The 17,879-nt window shown below is 35.7% G+C and carries 20 protein-coding genes and 1 pseudogene; 11 read left to right on the top strand and 10 right to left on the bottom strand.

The window, feature by feature from the left end; translation table 11 throughout:
* Nucleotides 1–38: 38 nt before the first annotated feature.
* Complete coding sequence (locus tag G6R40_RS10545) at nucleotides 39–893, bottom strand: GLPGLI family protein (protein ID WP_165135068.1); 855 nt, start codon at nucleotides 891–893, stop codon at nucleotides 39–41.
* A gap of 17 nt (nucleotides 894–910) precedes the next feature.
* Nucleotides 911–1,435: a hypothetical protein gene (locus G6R40_RS10540; protein WP_165135065.1), complete on the bottom strand. Its 525-nt coding sequence runs from the start codon at nucleotides 1,433–1,435 to the stop codon at nucleotides 911–913.
* 291 nt (nucleotides 1,436–1,726) lie between these two features.
* Between G6R40_RS10540 and mnmA the strand changes: the two genes are divergently transcribed.
* Complete coding sequence (gene mnmA, locus G6R40_RS10535) at nucleotides 1,727–2,914, top strand: tRNA 2-thiouridine(34) synthase MnmA (RefSeq protein WP_165135062.1); 1,188 nt, start codon at nucleotides 1,727–1,729, stop codon at nucleotides 2,912–2,914.
* A 73-nt stretch (nucleotides 2,915–2,987) separates the two neighbouring features.
* Here the strand turns inward: mnmA and G6R40_RS10530 are convergent, their stop codons facing one another.
* Genes G6R40_RS10530 through G6R40_RS10520 form a run of 3 tightly spaced genes read right to left on the bottom strand, consistent with a single transcriptional unit; the run spans nucleotide 2,988 to nucleotide 5,249 of the window.
* On the bottom strand, nucleotides 2,988–3,731 hold the full coding sequence (locus tag G6R40_RS10530; RefSeq protein ID WP_165135059.1) for a LytR/AlgR family response regulator transcription factor: 744 nt from the start codon (nucleotides 3,729–3,731) through the stop codon (nucleotides 2,988–2,990).
* Between the two features lie 18 nt (nucleotides 3,732–3,749).
* Nucleotides 3,750–4,043 carry a 2TM domain-containing protein gene (locus G6R40_RS10525; protein ID WP_228455843.1) on the bottom strand — a complete coding sequence of 98 codons (294 nt, stop codon included), beginning with the start codon at nucleotides 4,041–4,043 and terminating at the stop codon, nucleotides 3,750–3,752.
* 9 nt (nucleotides 4,044–4,052) lie between these two features.
* Nucleotides 4,053–5,249, bottom strand: coding sequence for a 2TM domain-containing protein (locus G6R40_RS10520; RefSeq protein ID WP_410497329.1), 1,197 nt, complete (start codon nucleotides 5,247–5,249; stop codon nucleotides 4,053–4,055).
* 304 nt (nucleotides 5,250–5,553) lie between these two features.
* On the opposite strand from G6R40_RS10520, the gene G6R40_RS10515 reads away from it, so the two are divergent.
* The 3 genes and pseudogenes from G6R40_RS10515 to G6R40_RS10505 all read left to right on the top strand — a co-directional run bounded on the left by G6R40_RS10515 (nucleotide 5,554) and on the right by G6R40_RS10505 (nucleotide 7,713).
* A complete protein-coding gene (locus G6R40_RS10515) occupies nucleotides 5,554–5,751 on the top strand; it encodes a hypothetical protein (protein ID WP_165135053.1) in 198 nt (65 codons plus the stop codon).
* A 128-nt stretch (nucleotides 5,752–5,879) separates the two neighbouring features.
* A pseudogene (locus G6R40_RS10510) lies at nucleotides 5,880–6,919 on the top strand (PA0069 family radical SAM protein).
* Between the two features lie 35 nt (nucleotides 6,920–6,954).
* Nucleotides 6,955–7,713 (top strand): amidohydrolase, encoded by a 759-nt coding sequence (locus G6R40_RS10505; protein WP_165135050.1) that lies wholly within the window; start codon nucleotides 6,955–6,957, stop codon nucleotides 7,711–7,713.
* A gap of 33 nt (nucleotides 7,714–7,746) precedes the next feature.
* On the opposite strand, the gene G6R40_RS10500 is transcribed toward G6R40_RS10505, so the two are convergent.
* The 4 genes from G6R40_RS10500 to G6R40_RS10485 form a co-directional block, all read right to left on the bottom strand.
* Nucleotides 7,747–8,046, bottom strand: a complete 300-nt coding sequence (locus G6R40_RS10500; RefSeq protein ID WP_165135047.1) for a thioredoxin family protein — start codon at nucleotides 8,044–8,046, stop codon at nucleotides 7,747–7,749.
* A 17-nt stretch (nucleotides 8,047–8,063) separates the two neighbouring features.
* The gene (locus G6R40_RS10495; protein ID WP_165135044.1) at nucleotides 8,064–8,432 is read right to left on the bottom strand and encodes a rhodanese-like domain-containing protein; all 369 of its coding nucleotides are present in this window, start codon (nucleotides 8,430–8,432) and stop codon (nucleotides 8,064–8,066) included.
* A complete protein-coding gene (locus G6R40_RS10490; RefSeq protein WP_165135041.1) occupies nucleotides 8,433–9,842 on the bottom strand; it encodes an MBL fold metallo-hydrolase in 1,410 nt (469 codons plus the stop codon).
* 133 nt (nucleotides 9,843–9,975) lie between these two features.
* Nucleotides 9,976–10,419, bottom strand: a complete 444-nt coding sequence (locus tag G6R40_RS10485) for a hypothetical protein (protein WP_165135038.1) — start codon at nucleotides 10,417–10,419, stop codon at nucleotides 9,976–9,978.
* Nucleotides 10,420–10,559: 140 nt separating this feature from the next.
* Between G6R40_RS10485 and G6R40_RS10480 the strand changes: the two genes are divergently transcribed.
* From G6R40_RS10480 to G6R40_RS10465, 4 genes are all read left to right on the top strand, one after another.
* Entirely contained in the window at nucleotides 10,560–12,086 is a 1,527-nt protein-coding gene (locus G6R40_RS10480; RefSeq protein ID WP_165135035.1) for a helicase HerA-like domain-containing protein, read from the top strand.
* 45 nt (nucleotides 12,087–12,131) lie between these two features.
* On the top strand, nucleotides 12,132–13,358 hold the full coding sequence (locus G6R40_RS10475) for a PolC-type DNA polymerase III (protein WP_165135032.1): 1,227 nt from the start codon (nucleotides 12,132–12,134) through the stop codon (nucleotides 13,356–13,358).
* Between the two features lie 104 nt (nucleotides 13,359–13,462).
* On the top strand, nucleotides 13,463–14,662 hold the full coding sequence (lysA, locus tag G6R40_RS10470; protein ID WP_165135029.1) for a diaminopimelate decarboxylase: 1,200 nt from the start codon (nucleotides 13,463–13,465) through the stop codon (nucleotides 14,660–14,662).
* A gap of 6 nt (nucleotides 14,663–14,668) precedes the next feature.
* Entirely contained in the window at nucleotides 14,669–15,178 is a 510-nt protein-coding gene (locus G6R40_RS10465; protein WP_165135026.1) for a hypothetical protein, read from the top strand.
* A gap of 25 nt (nucleotides 15,179–15,203) precedes the next feature.
* On the opposite strand, the gene G6R40_RS10460 is transcribed toward G6R40_RS10465, so the two are convergent.
* Nucleotides 15,204–15,890 (bottom strand): methyltransferase domain-containing protein, encoded by a 687-nt coding sequence (locus G6R40_RS10460; RefSeq protein WP_228455842.1) that lies wholly within the window; start codon nucleotides 15,888–15,890, stop codon nucleotides 15,204–15,206.
* 105 nt (nucleotides 15,891–15,995) lie between these two features.
* On the opposite strand from G6R40_RS10460, the gene G6R40_RS10455 reads away from it, so the two are divergent.
* The 3 genes from G6R40_RS10455 to tsaB are packed head-to-tail and all read left to right on the top strand — an operon-like array spanning nucleotide 15,996 to nucleotide 17,875.
* The gene (locus G6R40_RS10455) at nucleotides 15,996–16,745 is read left to right on the top strand and encodes an SDR family NAD(P)-dependent oxidoreductase (protein ID WP_165135020.1); all 750 of its coding nucleotides are present in this window, start codon (nucleotides 15,996–15,998) and stop codon (nucleotides 16,743–16,745) included.
* Nucleotides 16,745–17,179, top strand: a complete 435-nt coding sequence (locus G6R40_RS10450) for a nuclear transport factor 2 family protein (protein WP_165135017.1) — start codon at nucleotides 16,745–16,747, stop codon at nucleotides 17,177–17,179. Before G6R40_RS10455 ends, G6R40_RS10450 begins: the two co-directional genes overlap by 1 nt.
* Nucleotides 17,180–17,188: 9 nt before the next feature.
* Nucleotides 17,189–17,875 (top strand): tRNA (adenosine(37)-N6)-threonylcarbamoyltransferase complex dimerization subunit type 1 TsaB, encoded by a 687-nt coding sequence (gene tsaB / locus G6R40_RS10445; RefSeq protein WP_165135014.1) that lies wholly within the window; start codon nucleotides 17,189–17,191, stop codon nucleotides 17,873–17,875.
* The last annotated feature ends 4 nt before the right edge of the window (nucleotides 17,876–17,879 follow it).

Here is a 17,879-nt window from a genome sequence, read left to right as displayed (position 1 = left end):
AAGACAAACTAATATTTTAAAATCTTCGAACAGAATCCTTATTTATAAAGATCCTTTTCTATAAAATTATTATTCTTTTCAAAATAGGTTTTTGCGCCTTGTTCCTTATTTCGGATTAACTCTTCCTTTGTTAAAGGCTTATTGGTATTAGAATCAAAAAGAATAGTTTCCGACATGGCAGATGAGCCATGCATCAGTTTTATATTTTTAGCAGGATCTTTTTTGTAGTCATTCCAAAGCTTATTGAATTTTTCTTTAGAAACAAAAACCTCTTGCACTTTCGAGTCAAGAAACACCGATGAATCCTTGATTTTTTGACTCCCGATGAACCTAAAACAATGTTCTCCTTTATCGTCTTCAACATTCAAAATAAGGCCTGGCAAACCACAAAATTTGTAAGGTCCATCTTGTATTTGGATATCATTGGTAAACCAAGCAATCCAATGTCTGCCACCGAAATCAGCTGTTGCTTTCTGTACTTTAAAGTTTTCAATATTTTGGGTTTCTGAAGAAATAGTCCATTTTATTGGATGCTCTTCTTTCAAAGCGATATTCACCGCATTTAGCATCGTGTGATAAGTTGTTTCCAAACTTGGATAGCTTTTAGAAATACGAAAATTAACTTTTGGCTGTTTTATTTTTCGCATATCAACAACAATCGATTTCGACATTTTTCCCCTTTCGAATTCGGATTTAAAAAGTGAATCGCGGGCTATCAACAAAACACTATAAAACCTGGATCCCTCTTTTGTAACGTCTAGATTCATGATTTCTTTTCCAACATGTTCTTTATTTAAAGAATCATTCTTGAAAGAATATTCGTAGACAAATCTTTGATTTTGCGACAACAAAAATCCCGATACAAAAAGACAAAATAAAAGGATGTATTTCACTTTATTCTTTAATTAAATTATAGCCCCACTACAAATCCAACATTTGGTACAAGTCCGCTTGCAAAAATGCTGTTATTTTCTTTCCAAAGAACATTGTATGTCAACCCAACTTGGAAGTAAGAGTTGCCCGCTATTCTAGTCATATAACCAGCTCCGAGATAAAGCGCAGATTCTTCGGTGTCGTAGGTTTTGTTATCATATTTGTTTTTAAAATTGATGAAATATTCCTGAAATGCACTTGTTAAATAAAAATTTCTTCCAAAATAATAATTCGCAAATGGCCCTACACCAAACATCGTAGATTTGTAAGCATCGGCGGTTTGCCAAGTGAAATTCCCCATGAGCCCCATCTCAAAGTCGCTGGTAATTCGATAGCCGACTCTTGGCGATATTTGAACATTAAATCTTCCGCCATTTCCAAAGCCCATACCAAGCCCACCACCATAAGTCCAACGATTGTCAGAACCGGACTGGGAAACACCAATTTGTGAAAAGGCTAACACTCCTGAACAAAGCAATAATAAACAAGATAATTTTTTCATAAGATAGTTTTTGTCAATGTGTAAAATTAATGCTTTTATTGACATATTATTCGTTGTATTTTTGCACTGTGAAATATGGCGCGAGCGTAGCGAGCGTCACAGCAGTTGGTTGTTGTTCTAAAAAATGGAAATCCCTACAACCTAGCCCCGATGGAAGCGACATCCTTTGTTGTGAGCGAGGCGGCGGAGCGATAGCGGAGCCGACCGAGCGAACAATAAAGATACAGCGGACAGCGGGTGAGAATTTTCTAAAAAAAGAAAAATTGTCCTGCTCCTAAAATTTTAAACATTATGAAAGTAGTAGTTGGCCTATCCGGCGGTGTGGACTCTAGCGTAACCGCGTATCTTTTGCAACAGCAAGGACACGAGGTGATTGCACTGTTTATGCGTAACTGGAATGATGCTTCGGTAACTTTGGAGGACGAGTGTCCTTGGGTGGAAGATAGTAATGATGCTTTGATGGTTGCTCAGAAATTGGGCATTCCGTTTCAGGTAATTGACATGAGCGAGCTTTACAAAGAGCGTATCGTGGACTATATGTTTGACGAATATCAGAAAGGACGCACGCCGAATCCTGATGTGCTCTGTAACCGCGAGGTGAAATTCGATGTATTTATGCAGACGGCTTTATCTCTTGGCGCTGATAAAGTTGCCACAGGACATTATGCGCGGGTAGATTCTACAGTTGATGAAAACGGCAAAGAGATTTTCCACCTTTTGGCAGGTAAAGACAACAACAAGGATCAATCTTATTTTTTATGTCAATTGAGTCAAGATCAATTATCAAAAGCGCTTTTTCCAATTGGCGAACTAACAAAACCTGAAGTTCGGGAAATTGCAAGAGAAACAGGTCTTGTAACTGCTGACAAAAAAGATTCGCAAGGTTTATGCTTTATCGGAAAAGTAAGTTTGCCAACTTTCTTGCAACAACAATTGGAGGTAAAAGAAGGCGAAATTGTTGAAATCTTTAACGATTTTGCCGAGTTTTCGAAACCCATACCTCGTTTCAGTTCCAAACAAGAAGAACTAGAATATCTTTCCCGAAAAATCGATTATAAAAAAGAGGACGGAAAAGTTATTGGAAAACATCAAGGCGCGCAATTCTTCACCATCGGACAGAGCAAAGGTCTAGGAATTGGTGGTCACAAAGAAAGTTGTTTTATTATTTCTCGTGATATGACCAACAATATCATTTTCGTGGGCGAAGGTCACGCTTTTCCTGGCCTCCACAAAAAAGCTCTGAAAATTGACAACAGCGAAGTGCATTGGGTAAGAGAAGATTTAAAATTAAACAATGGCGAAAGCATGCGTGTCCAAGCCAGATTCCGTTATAGACAATCTTTGCAGGAAGCCACTATTTATCAGTTTGATGAAGCTTTCTATATGGAATTTGATGAAGCGCAATCCGCCATTGCTGAAGGACAATTCGCGGCTTGGTATCTTGACGAAGAATTGTTGGGAAGTGGCGTGATAGCTTAATGAAAAAATAAATTTAATAATATAAAAGCTTTCTCAAGTGAGGAAGCTTTTTATTTACTTAATGAATTAATTATCAACTAGATAACCAATTTTTAAAATCTTTGACACGATCCCGACTTACGGTGATTTCTTCTTCTGGCTGAAAGTTTAATTCAACTTTGAAATAAGGCGAGGTGTGAATATTTTTAATAAAACTCGACTGAATAATATATTGACGATTAACCCTAAAAAACAATTGATTGTCAAGAACTTCCTCTAACTCATCTAACGTAAAATCGGTGGGAAAAGTTCTTTCTTTGGTTTGTAAATACACAATTTTATTCTCGCTATAAAAACAACTAACGTCTTGCGTATGGATAATTTTAAGATTATAACCAATTTTCACCAACACTCTCGATAAAACAGACTTTTCTTTTTTAAGAATTTGTTTGATTTCCTGCGAATTAACAAGGCCTTCTTCTGGCAAAAACGATTTGAATTTCTCAATAGCTTTCGTTAAATCTTCTTCCATAATTGGTTTCAAAAGATAGTCGATACTGTTCAGTTTAAAGGCTTTTAAAGTATATTGATCAAACGCCGTGGTATAGATGATAAAAGCTTTGGTAGCGACTTTCTCGAAAATATCAAAAGACAACCCGTCGCCTAAAACAATATCCGAAAAAATGAGTTGTGGATGTTTGTTTTGCGAAAACCAAGCAACAGCTTCCTCCACCGAGTTAAGAACCGCAACCAACTCTAAATCAGAATAATTAGCCAACATTCTTTCGAGTTTTCTAGCGGCTGGTTTTTCATCTTCGATAATAATCGTCTTTATCATATTTTCAAAAATAATATTTTATTTATAGTTCTTCATTAATTCTTTTATCTTGCGTTCTTCCCAATTTTTTGATAAAATAAAACCGGGTACAAACACGGATAAAGCGTGTGCAATGAGCCCAATTCCCCACAACAAAGGCGTTATCCAAATCTGCCATTGCCAAATACTTTCACCTTTTGGCAGCTCTCTATAGTTTAAAAAGAAAAGTAAAAGATTAACCGCAAGGTAGACGAATAGATGCGTGTAAAAACTTTTCAAATCTTTGACGCGTTTTGCGGCCATTTGGTATTTTATGTTTTCATTATTTTCCATGATTGCTAATTAAAATTGATCCTTTTCCATTATTTCTTTTATCTTACGTTCTTCCCAGGCTTTTCCGATGGTAAAAACATTCATACCGTGGGCAACGAGCCCTATTCCCCAACCCAACATCGGCCAATAAAACCAAAGTTGCTTTGGAGAAGTAACCAAATTAACAATTACTATAAATGGGATAACGATACAATATGAAATCAAATTGCCGTAGAAGCCTTTCAGTTCTTTAACACGTCTAGCAGCTTTCTCGTAAGCCAAACTTTCTTGTGATGTTGTTGCATTCATAATTTTAATATTTTCTTGTTCAATTAACATGGGTATTTTAACTTTGAAGTAATCTTCAGATTTTTCGATAAAAACATTTTCTTTGGTCAAAAGCGAATAACGCTGTACAATATTTAACAATCCAATGCCTTCTCGATCTTTGGGTAATTCTCTGGTTTGCAGATTATTTTCAATGCACAAAAATTTTTTTTCGGTATAGATTTTCATCACCAGAGGTTTGGCTGCGGTCGCAAAATTGTGTTTGATACAATTCTCTAATAAAAGTTGAAGTGACAGCGGAACAACCTTTAACACATAATCTTCTTCTGGAACATCAAACTGGAATTCTACACTATCCTCAAACCTTGTTTTTAAAAGCTCTGCATAGGTTTTCGCAAAATCCAACTCGTTTTCTACACTGACCAATTCTTTATCTTTTTGGTCCAGCACATAACGGTAAATTTTTGACATGGACAGCGTGAATTTTTGTGCCTGGTCTTGATTTTCGTCAATTAAAGCGCTTAAAACATTTAAAGAATTAAATAAAAAATGTGGGTCAAGCTGATTTTTAAGACTTTCAAATTGTGCATTGGCCGATTTTGCGATAATCTTCTGCTCAACAACTTCTTTGCGCGTTACTTTTTTCAGTTCCTCCATAAAGCCTTTAGCATGAAGAAATGCCGAAATCATCAATGCGAAATTAATCATGAACCAATTGGCAAAATTGTATTTCTCCGAAAAGAAAACCTCCCAGGTAGTCACTTTTTGTATCAAAACAAAGTTGATCCCGTTACATAAATAGGTCAACAAAAAATTAAGTACAATTGTAGCAATAACGCCAATAACAGCTCTGGTACGCGTCTGGTCAACCCAAGAATATCTTTTATTAAGATAATCATTTAACAAACCATTGGGCACAGCCATCAAAAAAACATACATAGATGATATCAAACAACTTATAGCAAAAGTTTCTAAACTTTTCTCATTCGAAAAAAAGAGGAAAAAGAAAAGCCCCGAGCCTAATGCTAGCCATAAGCATATTTTTAGTGATTTGCGTGTCATTTTCTAATTATTATAATGCAAATTTATACTTAGCTTTTATTTTTTATTAAAAAAATATTACCGAATGGTCAAATTTAGCAACCGAATGGTTTTTAAACTTTAATTAAAATTAACACTTATCATCCGACTAGCTTTGTAGAAAAGGAACACATTTTGTATCTTAACTTCAAAATTAATTCTTATGAATAAAAATGTAGAAGTAATATTGGCAAGCGCTATTGGCTTATTCGCGGTTGTAGGCGCATTAGCTATAAGAAAGGTTTTTAAAGACAAAACATACGCAAAAGACTATACAGATTCTCATCGTCTTTTTAGTAAAAAATCAGAAAACCAACTTGTCGAACATGGAGATGGAATAGAAATTAACGCATTTATATAATTTTTGTCAATAAACATATATTAAAACCAATCTCTTTTCGGGATTGGTTTTTTTGTGGAAAACTTTAAGTTAAATGTCATTTTTTTCAAAAAAACTCAATTAGATTTATAAAAATTTTGGCTTAGAAAATGACAGTTAATATTCCAAAAGGTCAAGGTGCGCAGCACAATATTGTTAATCGGTTCGATCGTTATACTTACGAACCGGACGAAGAAGACATAGCAATAATCAAAACCCAAGTCATTGAAGTTTTTCCAAAAACAATCCTTAACAAAGTGAAAAGCCCCGACCTGAGGATGGATTATTCCATGAATCCTTATCAAGGTTGTGAGCACGGTTGTGCGTATTGCTTTGCCAGACCAACGCATGAATATTGGGGTTACAGCGCAGGCATCGATTTTGAAAGAAAAATTATGGTTAAAAAAAATGCGCCAGAACTTTTGGAAAAAACTTCCAAAAGAAAGGCTACATTCCAAGACCTATCATGCTTTCCGGAAACACCGATTGTTACCAACCTATAGAACGCGAATTCGAAATCACCCGAAAACTTCTCGAAGTTTGCCGGGATTATAGACATCCCGTAGGTATCATAACTAAAAACGCGTTGATTCTTCGGGATATAGATATCTTGAAAGACATGGCTAGTCAGAATTTGGTTTCGGTTTCTATGAGCATTCCAACGCTTAATGAAAAATTGCGCCGTGTGATGGAGCCCAGAACTTCATCTTCTCAAAATAAATTAAAAGCCATAGAAATCCTTTCTCAGAACGACATTCCTGTGAATGTAATGCTAGCGCCCGTTATCCCAGGCTTGACGAGTGATGAAAGTCTATCGATATTAAAATCCGTTTCTGATGCGGAAGCTCGTAATTTTGGCTACACTTTGGTAAGACTCAACGATAGTGTAGAGCCTATATTTATAGAATGGCTATCGGCTCATTTCCCGGAGAGGAAAGATAAAGTTCTTAACCTCATCCGAAATATGCGTGGCGGAAAATTGGGCGAAAAACGTTATTTCGAACGTTATAAAGGCGAAGGAAACATTGCAGAAATGATTCATAAAACCTTTGAAGTTGGGAGAAAAAAATATTTTCATAACAACGAAAAACGAGAGCTTTCCGTAGAAAATTTCTCAGGATCGCGAGCGCAGCAACTTCGTTTGTTTTAAGATTTAATCCTTAACTTTAAGCAAGAAACTTCATTATGTCAAAACTAAAAATTGCTGGACTCAATCTAGACATTTTCTGGAAAAACAAAGTCAGAAATTACGACGTTATCGCCGATAGTTTCAAAAATATAGAAGCTGATGTCTTTTTGCTTCCCGAGATGTTTTCAACAGGATTTTGCATGGATGCCGAAGATATTGCTGATCGCAACAACGAGACATTAATCTGGATGCAGAATTTTGCGCAACAAAAAAAGACTGCAATTGCTGGAAGTGTTTCTATTTGTGAAAATGAGAAATTTTACAACCGATTTTATTTTGTAAAACCCGATGGAAATTTTGATTATTATGATAAAAAACACTTGTTTTCTTATTCTGGCGAGGACAAAATCTATACGGCAGGTAACGTCAGGAAAATAATTGATTATAAAGGATTTAGAATATTATTACAAGTTTGTTATGATTTGAGATTTCCAGTTTTTCAAAGAAACTTAGGCGATTATGATTTGGTAATCAATGTTGCCAATTGGCCAGAAACTCGCGTTGAGGCTTGGCGTACATTACTGAAAGCGCGCGCCGTAGAAAACCAGTCTTTCGTATTTGGACTTAACCGCATCGGGACAGATGGCAATCAACTGAACTACGAGGAAAGCTCTTTGATACTTTTCGCAGATGGAACCGAAATTTCGGCTAGACAAAATAATATTGTTACAGCCGAATTGGATTTGGAAGATTTAAAGAAATTCCGAGCGCGTTTTCCGTTTTTGAAAGATGCTGATGAATTTGAATTAAAATAAAAACAGCCAGAAAATATTTTCTGGCTGTTTTTATTATTGAAATCTTTTTAAAAGTTCTGTCAGTGTGTTGACATCATGGACACCACTTTCTTTCCATAGCATTTCTCCATTTTTGAAGATGGCTAAAGTTGGTACGCCTCGCACACCATATTGACCAGCTATTGCGGGATATTGATCGACATCAACTTTGATGATTCTTGCACCTTCTCCAATATTTTCTTTCACCGTTGTTAGTACGGACGATTGTACTTTGCAGGGTTGACACCACGTTGCAAAAAAATCGATAAGAACAGGACGTTCAGAATTTATAATTTCTTGAAATGCTTGTGACATTATTTATTAATTTTCAGTTACTTATCATTACTTTCTTTCTGTAAAGCTTGAATATTAAAAACGCTTACACCAGAATAGACATTGTCGTGTCCTACTTTTTTCAAAATGTCCAAAGCTTGTCCAGCTTGTCTTCCTGTATTACAAAACAAAACGACTTTTTTGCCCTTCAACTCAGTGGCATGTTCTTCTATTTCGGCTAAAGGAATATTAATAGCACCTTTCGCTGTGTTTTTTTCAAACTGCTCTGGAACGCGAACATCTACCAATACGGTTTCAGAATCGTTAATCAACTCTTTCATATCTGGACGTGCATTAACATTTTGTGGCTGTTGTGTTTGGCATGACGCCAAAAACATTAGAATTACAACCGTAATTAATTTATTCATTTATAATGTTTTACTTTGACATACAAAATCCGAAGTTGGCACTTTTTCTGTTTTTTTAATCCCATTAAAACCGCCATCAATTTCGGTAAAATTCCGAATTCCTCTAGCATTAAGAATACTTGCAGCAATCATACTTCTGTAACCGCCTGCACAATGTAAGAAGAAATGTTCTTTATCATCGACATTGTTTACCCATTCGCTGATTTCCGATAAAGGTCTATGATAGGCTTCATTGATATGTTCTGCCGCATATTCTCCATCTTTTCTAACATCAATAACTTTGTCATCCGTTTTATAAACTTCAGCAAATTCTTGCGGGCTAATTCTTTTAACCACGTCAATTTCTTTTCCTGCATTTTTCCAAGCCTCGAAACCGCCATTGATAAAACCTAATACATTATCGAATCCTACGCGGCTTAGTCTGGTAATGACTTCTTCTTCTGTGCCAGCGTCACTCACCAACAAAATTGGTTGTTTAACATCCACAATCATAGCACCAACCCAAGGCGCAAAATCACCTTTCAAACCGATGTTAATAGAATTAGGAATAAAGCCTTTATGAAAGTCTGCCGCACCACGTGTGTCTAAAATTAAAGCATCCGTATTTTCTGCAATGCTTTCGAAATCTTCAACAGAAAGCGGATTATTTCCTTTTTTCATAACGTCATCAAAAGAATCGTAGCCAGCTTTATTCATCGCGACATTCATTCCAAAATATTTTGGCGGTGCCGAAAGTCCATCCAGAACTTCTTTTACAAAACTCTCTTTATTGGGCTGGTTAAGCGCATAATTTGTTTTCTTTTGATTACCTAAAGTATCGACAGTTTCTTTCTGCATATTTTTTCCACAAGCCGAACCTGCACCATGCGCAGGATAAACTGTAATATCGTCTGACAAAGGAACGATCTTAGTCTGCAAACTGTCATACAGCATACCCGCTAACTCCTCTTGCGTCATATTTGCGGCTTTTTGTGCTAAATCTGGTCGGCCGACATCACCTAAAAATAAAGTGTCGCCAGAGAAAATTGCGGTTTCTTTTCCATCTTCGTCAATCAAAAGATAGGTTGTACTTTCCAAGGTGTGTCCTGGCGTATGTAAGGCTTTAATCTTAATTTTTCCAATTTCAAAAACCTGTTCGTCTTCAGCAATAATAGCTTCAAACTCGGGATTGGCTGTTGGTCCATAGACAATCGGCGCCTTTGTTTTTTTACTTAAATCTAAATGTCCAGAAACAAAATCTGCATGAAAATGAGTTTCAAAAATATATTTAAGCTTAACACCATCTTTTTCCAATCTTGATAAATAAGGCAAAATCTCACGCAGAGGATCAATAATTGCGGCTTCATTTTCAGAGACGATATAATAAGCGCCCTGTGCTAAACATCCTGTGTATATTTGTTCTACTTTCATATTTTTTAAATCTAAATTTTTTTGTTTTCTATATCAGCAAAAATCATTCTTTTCATTTCAAAAATGTTAAAAATCAGGAATTGCTGGATTGGGTTTATCTATTTGTTTTAATATTTGTTTTAATATTCATTTTTTATAAAATCGATAGGATATTATACATCTGGTTTCCAAGACTAATTTGATCGCCCACTTTTTTATCTTCAACATTTTTAAAAGCTGGCGCATCGATAGAAAAACTCATAAGCGTTTTTCCAGAATAGTCAAATTTTGGCAGAGAAAGTCCAATAAACAATAGGGCATCGTCGAGATTCACAAGACTTCCTTTTTCAATTATTTCATGTTTCAAATCACGTTCTATAACCAAAAAACTCATTTCGTCTTGGGCTTTCTTCAAAAGCTGCTCGAAGCGAAGTTGCATATCTTTGGCTTGTACTTGTTGTGACAAATCGTCCGGATCAATCGTACTATCCTCTTCTATATCTGAAGCTAGGACATATCTATCCACAGATTCTTTTAAATTATCAATCACTTTTTGTTGTTCTTTGATAATAGCATCCATTATTTTGGTTCTGTCCATATTGCTGCGATTTTGTACAATAACAAATTTACTAAAATTAAGTAAGATTCGATTAGATTTATATCAACTAAGCATTTTAAGATATCTTGCATTTTTACTAAGAAATTATTTACCTTTATCCTTTTATTTAAATTTAAAAAATGGTGGAGAAAGCAAAATTTATTGAAGAACTAAATTCCAGATACAGCCCAAAAGGCGAACATATTATTCTCGGAAAAGCGATGTTAGATGGTGAAGTAATCCCTGAGGTGAATGTCACTATCCCACTGAAAACCATCAATAGACATGGTCTAATAGCTGGTGCAACAGGAACAGGAAAAACCAAAACCCTTCAAGTTTTTGCTGAACAACTTTCGCACGCGGGCGTTCCGTCTTTGGTATTGGATATCAAAGGAGATTTTTCTGGAATTGCAGAACCAGGAATGCGCAATGTTATTATTGATGAACGTTACAACAAAACGCAATTACCTTACGAGCCTCAGGCTTTTCCGGTAGAATTGATGAGCATCTCTGGAGAAAAAGGTGTGAAGCTTCGCGCAACCGTTACAGAATTTGGGCCGCTATTATTAAGTAAAATTCTTGGATTAAACGACACACAGACGAGCATTATGTCTATCGTTTTTAAATATTGTGATGATAAAGGTTTGCCATTGATCGACCTTGACGATCTTAAAAAAGTTCTCCAATATGTGACCGATAACAAACAAGGAAAAGCAGAACTTGCTTCCAATTACGGTTCTATTGCATCCGCTTCTTTAGGGGCCATTTTGCGATCAATTGTTGCATTAGAACAACAAGGCGCAACGGCTTTTTTTGGAGAACCGAGTTTTGACGTTCAGGACTTGTTACATACGCGCGACGGAAAAGGCGTTGTTAATATTTTGCGCGTTGCAAACATCCAGAATCAACCGCAATTATTTTCAACATTTATGCTGTCTTTATTTGCTGAAATCTACATGACTTTACCAGAAGAAGGCGATAGTGGAAAACCAAAATTAGTCTTGTTCATCGACGAAGCGCATTTGATTTTCAGTGAAGCCTCCAAAACGCTTTTATCACAAATTGAAACCATGGTGAAATTAATTCGATCAAAAGGTGTCGGAATTTATTTCATTACTCAAATTCCAGGAGATGTTCCGGAAAATGTATTGTCACAATTGGGTTTAAAAATCCAACACGCATTGCGTGGTTTCACCGCTAAAGACAAAAAAGAAATTTCTAAAGCCGTAGAAAATTATCCTACAACTGAATATTATAATGCCGCGAATCTTATTCAGAATCTAGGAATTGGGGAAGCTTTTATAACAGCTTTGGACGAAAAAGGTATTCCGACGCCATTGGTGCAGACTTATCTAATTTCGCCTGAATCGAGAATGGATGTTCTTAATGATGCCGAAGTTTCAGAACTGACAAGCAAATCTGCCCTGGTTTCAAAATATGAGCAAAGCATTAATAAAGAATCAGCTTTTGAAATTTTAAATCAAAGGATGAATCAAGCTGTAGAAGCCGCGCCACAAGCTCAAAAAAACAAACCCGTCAAAGAAGAACCAGGCATGTTCGAAACTGTTATGAAATCCAGTGCTGGCCGTACTTTTACCAACACCATCATGCGCGAAGGTGCCAGAGCTATTCTGGGAATGTTGGGACTTGGTGGACGTAGAAGATAATAAAATTTGATCCGTTTGAAAAAGCGAAGAACATTAATAATGTAGATGTATTCCATAGTAGACATAGAAAGCAATGGCGGACCGTACCGCAAAGAAAATATAATAGAAATCGCAATATACCGTTACGATGGCCACGAAGTTGTTGACCAGTTCATCTCGTTGGTAAATCCAGAATCTGACATCACCTCTTTTGTACAAAAACTGACTGGCATTTCTCCAAATATGGTGAAAACAGCTCCTAAATTTCATGAAATCGCTAAACGAATCATCGAAATTACCCAAAATTCAACTTTGGTGGGACATAATATAGAGTTCGATTATCGGATGTTGCGCCAATCTTTTAAAAGACTTGGATACGATTTCAAAATCAATACTTTAGACACAATTCCTTTAGCCAAAAAACTAATTCCTGAAGAAAAAAGCTACTCATTAAGTAAACTTTGCAAGTCGATTGGCATTCCTCTTTCGGAAGCCCATCGTGCAAGTGGTGATGCGAGAGCGACTTTGGACCTACTTAAATTACTGATTACCAAAGACAAAGACCACGAAATAATCCAGTCGCAATTCGAAGAAAGCAAAGCCATCAATTATACCAACAAAATCAAGGAGTTAACCGAAGATCTTCCAGCTGACAAAGGCATTATTTATTTCCAAAATAAAGACGGCAAAATCATTTTCCATGATTTGGTAGATAATATTTACAAAGTTGCCAAAAAAGTCTTTAATTCCAATGCAAAAAAATACAAAGCCATACAGCAAAACGTTGAGCAAATTAATTACGAACTAACTGGTAACGAAGTTATTGCACAGCTTATCATGAAAACCAAGAACTTAAGCAAAGTTCAGAAATTAGGTTTTGGTTTATTTTATCAAAATGGAAAATATAATGTTGAGAAATTCACCAAAGAATCTGAACCTCAACCTATTTTAAAATTCAAAAGCTATACACAAGGCCTTAAGGCATTAAGTTTTCTTAAACATCAGGAAGATCTTCAGGATTTAGTTAATTTAACACAGAAAATTAATCTTAAAACGCGCAACGAAATCTGGACTTCCAGCGGCAGACAATTGGGCGAAAAGGTTTTCATTGTTTTTGAAAAGGGAAAACTAAAAGGTTTCGGTTTTTATGAACTCTATCATCAGATTAAAACATTGGACAAAATCAAAAAACTGATGATTCCCGTTTCTTCTGTTTCGCCTTATCTTAAAAACGAGTTACAATTATCCCTTTTGCGTGGCGATTTTGAAATCCAAGTTTTGCCAGAAAAATAATTTAAGATTTAGATTATAGAATTTCAGAGCTTTTCGGTGTTTTTATCCAAAAAATACCGAAATTCGCGTATTTATTTATTTCAAATACATTATAGTTTAATCCAATGACCAATCAAGATTTATTAAAAATTGCTGATGAGTTTGGTACACCAGTATATGTGTACGATGTAGAATCGATAAAAATGCAGTACGAAAAGTTGACTGGTTCTTTCTCGAAGAACACGCGATTTTTCTACGCTGCAAAGGCTTTAACCAACATTAATATCTTGAAATATGTTGAGAAACTTGGCGCCAATCTCGACTGTGTTTCTATCAACGAGGTCAAACTGGGATTAAAAGCTGGATTTTCGTCAGACCGGATTCTCTTCACACCCAATTGTGTGGATATCACAGAAATTGAAGAAGCCATGAGCCTTAACGTGCATATCAATATTGACAACATCTCGATGCTAGAGCAGTTCGGGAACAAGCACGGCGACAGCTACCCTATTTTTGTAAGAATTAATCCGCATATTTTTGCAGGCGGAAATTATAAAATTTCTACAGGACATATCGATAGCAAATTTGGTATTTCGATCCACCAAATGCGTCATATCGAGCGTATCGTAAAATCTACAAAAATCAATGTAGAAGGACTACACATGCATACAGGAAGCGAGATTAAAGATCCTGATGTTTTCCTACAAGGCCTTGAAATTATGTTTGACCTGGCAGAACATTTCCCAAATCTAAAATATCTGGACATGGGAAGCGGTTTCAAAGTACCTTTCCAAGACGGCGATCTAGAAACCGATGTGAAGTCTTTAGGAAAAAAGGTTGACAAAGCTATGAAAGACTACACCAAAGATTCTGGCAAAGATTTCCAACTTTGGTTTGAGCCTGGGAAATATTTGGTAAGTCTTAGCGGCCATTTTTTAGTAAAATCAAATGTTATTAAACAAACGACCGCTACGGTATTTGTTGGGGTTAATTCTGGCTTCAATCATTTGATTCGTCCAATGTTCTACGATGCTTATCATAAGATTGAAAATTTATCGAATCCAAAAGGTCCAGAAAGAATCTACACAGTTGTTGGAAATATTTGCGAAACGGACACGTTTGCTTGGGATAGAAAACTTCACGAAGTTCGAGAAGGCGATGTTTTGGTATTTAGAAATGCGGGCGCTTATGGTTTTGAAATGAGCTCTAACTTCAACTCCAGATTAAAACCTGCCGAAGTCATGTTTATCGATGGTAAAGCGACTTTAATCAGAAAACGTGAAGATTTTGAAGATTTATTAAAAAATCAAATTGAAGTTTTGTAAATTAGTATGATGAAACGATTAGCTTTAATTTTTAGTTTTATTTCTGCCTTTTCTTTTGCACAAACCGATGTTGAAGAACAAGGACAAGAGAGTTTTGTGTCGATAGATTCTTCAAAAAATTTGATGACGTACGACCTTCGCGGGATCTATCAATTGGCAGAGAAAAAATGTAGCAACACAGAAGGACATCAGTTCAACAGCGCTAAGATTAATTTGGGAGAAGAAAATTTCAAGCAAGACTTAAAAAAACGAATTAACCAATATCTTAATAATGATGCTTACGCCGCGAATGGACCTTTTTACATCGATTTTTTGATTGATAAAGATGGTAAAACGACTGACATAAAAGTTGGGCCAGCTATTGAAAATTCAAAGTATTTTTATGATGATCTAAAGTCCGCTGCTAAAAAAGTGAAAACCAATTGGACGCCCGCAAATTGCGATGGGCAAGCAATTCCTTCAACTGTTAGGGTTAAGCTTCTTTTTGATTCTTTAGTTATTGACAATTCACAATAAAGAAAAACCTCGGATAATCCGAGGTTTATTTTTTTAGTTCTACTAGATAATGGTAATGATTGTCTTCAAAAAGATGTGTCATTTTCCAACCCAGTTTTTCACAAATATCTTGTAGTTTTTCTTCATCGATGTATAGCCATTGGAAGGTTTCCGTTTTAATGTCTTTATAAGAATAAGAACATTTTATTTCTCCGTAATAGCGCTCTGGCAGCAGATCGTCTTCGTACATATAAATAACATCGGAAGAATCAAAAATCAATTTTCCATTATCAGCCAACAAATTTTCTGCTTTTTTAAGAAAAATTTCCAACTGATCTAGTGTTCCACAAAGTCCAATTCCGTTCATTAATAATAGAATTGTATCAAATTTTTCAACAGTTTCAAACTCAAAAAAATCCTCACAAATAACATTATTTACTCCACGATGTTTCATAACATTACAAGCTGCTGGAGAAATTTCCAAAGCAGAAACCTCATGGCCACGCACTTGCAAAGCCAAAGCATGGGCACCGGCGCCTGCGCCAATATCCAAAACCTTTCCTTGACATTGGTCAAGCGCCAAAACTTCCAATTCGGGCATTTCTATTTCGTTACGGAAATAAGCAGAAATCGGCATTTCCACTTTCGGTCCAAATTCATCATGTACAAAAAGCTTAGACTTTGTTCGTCCTTCATAAAATTCTTTAATTGCTAAACCTGGTAAATCTGTCATTATTTTGAATTGAAGTGTAAAATTAATCATTAAGTCCAAAATATAATTCTAAAAGTCTATTTAAAATTTAGAAATGAAATAAATTTGTGTCGCAATTACATTCTTATGAAAACAATATTCATCACCGGAGCAACTTCTGGAATCGGAAAAGCAACAGCTATTGTGCTAGCAAAACAAAAACAAAGATTAATTCTTTGTGGAAGAAACGTCACAATTCTTGAAGATTTAAAAAATAAATTATCCGAAGAAACCGAAATTATTACATTGAACTTTGATGTAAGAAACTCGGAGGCGGTTTTTAAAGCAATTGACTCTTTACCAGAATCTTGGAAAAATATTGACGTCCTTATCAACAATGCAGGAAATGCTCATGGTTTGGACTCTATTTCTAATGGAAGCATCGAGGATTGGGACGCTATGATGGATGGCAATGTGAAAGGCCTACTCTATGTTTCGCAACCGATTATTAAGTTTATGAAAGAAAAACAAAATGGACAAATCATCAATATAAGTTCTGTTGCTGCTAGACAAACTTACGCCAATGGTGTTGTCTATTGCGCTTCCAAAAAAGCGGTGGATGTCATCTCTGAAGGCATGAGAATTGAGTTAACAGAATTCGGAATTCGCGTTACCAACATTCAGCCTGGCGCTGTAGAAACGGACTTTTCCAAAGTGAGATTCAAAGGTGATGAAAAACGTGCCGCAACAGTCTATACTGGTTACGAGCCACTTACAGCAGAAGATATTGCAGATGCCATTGCCTATTGCATTAATGTGCCCGAAAGAGTTTCTATCGCAGAGATGACCATTTATCCAAAAGCCCAAGCAGAGCCAAGAACCATCTATAAAAAATAATGAAGTCGTTTTTAAAGCTTTTATTTCTATTATACTTTACCATTGGTTTTTCGCAAGAATATTCCAGAAAAGAAACAGAAATTTTGATGCAAGTTTCAAAACTGGATTCTTTAATGGAACATAATGACAATAAGATTTTAAACTTGTTGGCGGATGATGTTTCATTCGGACATTCCAATGCTTGGGTTCAGAATTATGAAGATTTTCGCAAGGATTTTGAGTCGGGAAAAGTAAAATATCAATCTGTCAAACAAACCGAACTGAAAGAATTAAAATTCAGAAAAAAATTAGCCAACATCAGAAGAATTATTTCTGTAAAAGGTCTTTACAACAATCAGCTTTTTAGCATGCAACTTTCTGTCTTAGAAATTTGGATTCATAAAAAAGGCGTTTGGAAATTGTGGACCAGACAAAGTGTTGGTTTGAAATCGTAAATTTGTAACATGAAAATTTTACACATCGAAACCTCATCAAAAAACTGCTCGGTTGCCATCTCCGACAATGCCGAATTGCTATGTCTTTGTGAGGAAGTTTCAGAAAATTATAAACAATCTGAAAGCCTGCATACATTTGTAGAATGGGCATTGGAAGGAGCAGAAATAGAACTAAAAGATCTTGACGCGATTTCTCTTGGAAAAGGTCCCGGATCTTACACAGGACTAAGAATTGGCTCGGCTTCTGCCAAAGGTTTTTGTTTCGGATTAAAGCTGCCACTTATTTCAATTAATTCTTTAGATAGTATGATTGAAAAATTTGTGAATCAAGGATTTGACAAAATTATTCCATTAATTGACGCCAGAAGAATGGAAGTATATACCGCAACCTATGATGGTACAACAGGAAACATCATTTCTGAAACTGAAGCTAAAATTCTTGACGAACATTCTTTCCAAGATTTAAAATCAGAAAAAGTTTTGTTTGTTGGCGATGGCGCAACGAAAGCACAAGAAGTTCTACAACTTCCTAATGCAGAATACAAGGCGGATATTTTTCCTTCTGCTCAATATTTAATTAACAAAGCAAAAGCAAAATACGAGGCAAAAGATTTTGAAGATGTTGCCTATTTTGAACCATTTTATCTTAAAGATTTTCATGGTGTCAAGAGAGCTGATCGTATAAAAAAATCCTAAGTTT

The sequence above is a fragment of the Chryseobacterium sp. POL2 genome, from assembly GCF_011058315.1.
GTDB lineage: Bacteria > Bacteroidota > Bacteroidia > Flavobacteriales > Weeksellaceae > Soonwooa.
This window is presented reverse-complemented; position numbering and strand designations above follow the sequence as displayed.

Coding starts and splice junctions, on each gene's coding strand:
- G6R40_RS10540 (WP_165135065.1), bottom strand. CDS start 1,435: ATGAAAAAATTATCTTGTTTATTATTGCTTTGTTCAGGAGTGTTAGCC.
- mnmA (WP_165135062.1), top strand. CDS start 1,727: ATGAAAGTAGTAGTTGGCCTATCCGGCGGTGTGGACTCTAGCGTAACC.
- G6R40_RS10530 (WP_165135059.1), bottom strand. CDS start 3,731: ATGATAAAGACGATTATTATCGAAGATGAAAAACCAGCCGCTAGAAAA.
- G6R40_RS10525 (WP_228455843.1), bottom strand. CDS start 4,043: ATGGAAAATAATGAAAACATAAAATACCAAATGGCCGCAAAACGCGTC.
- G6R40_RS10520 (WP_410497329.1), bottom strand. CDS start 5,249: ATGTATGTTTTTTTGATGGCTGTGCCCAATGGTTTGTTAAATGATTAT.
- G6R40_RS10515 (WP_165135053.1), top strand. CDS start 5,554: ATGAATAAAAATGTAGAAGTAATATTGGCAAGCGCTATTGGCTTATTC.
- G6R40_RS10505 (WP_165135050.1), top strand. CDS start 6,955: ATGTCAAAACTAAAAATTGCTGGACTCAATCTAGACATTTTCTGGAAA.
- G6R40_RS10500 (WP_165135047.1), bottom strand. CDS start 8,046: ATGTCACAAGCATTTCAAGAAATTATAAATTCTGAACGTCCTGTTCTT.
- G6R40_RS10495 (WP_165135044.1), bottom strand. CDS start 8,432: ATGAATAAATTAATTACGGTTGTAATTCTAATGTTTTTGGCGTCATGC.
- G6R40_RS10490 (WP_165135041.1), bottom strand. CDS start 9,842: ATGAAAGTAGAACAAATATACACAGGATGTTTAGCACAGGGCGCTTAT.
- G6R40_RS10485 (WP_165135038.1), bottom strand. CDS start 10,419: ATGGACAGAACCAAAATAATGGATGCTATTATCAAAGAACAACAAAAA.
- G6R40_RS10480 (WP_165135035.1), top strand. CDS start 10,560: ATGGTGGAGAAAGCAAAATTTATTGAAGAACTAAATTCCAGATACAGC.
- G6R40_RS10475 (WP_165135032.1), top strand. CDS start 12,132: ATGTATTCCATAGTAGACATAGAAAGCAATGGCGGACCGTACCGCAAA.
- lysA (WP_165135029.1), top strand. CDS start 13,463: ATGACCAATCAAGATTTATTAAAAATTGCTGATGAGTTTGGTACACCA.
- G6R40_RS10465 (WP_165135026.1), top strand. CDS start 14,669: ATGATGAAACGATTAGCTTTAATTTTTAGTTTTATTTCTGCCTTTTCT.
- G6R40_RS10460 (WP_228455842.1), bottom strand. CDS start 15,890: ATGACAGATTTACCAGGTTTAGCAATTAAAGAATTTTATGAAGGACGA.
- G6R40_RS10455 (WP_165135020.1), top strand. CDS start 15,996: ATGAAAACAATATTCATCACCGGAGCAACTTCTGGAATCGGAAAAGCA.
- G6R40_RS10450 (WP_165135017.1), top strand. CDS start 16,745: ATGAAGTCGTTTTTAAAGCTTTTATTTCTATTATACTTTACCATTGGT.
- tsaB (WP_165135014.1), top strand. CDS start 17,189: ATGAAAATTTTACACATCGAAACCTCATCAAAAAACTGCTCGGTTGCC.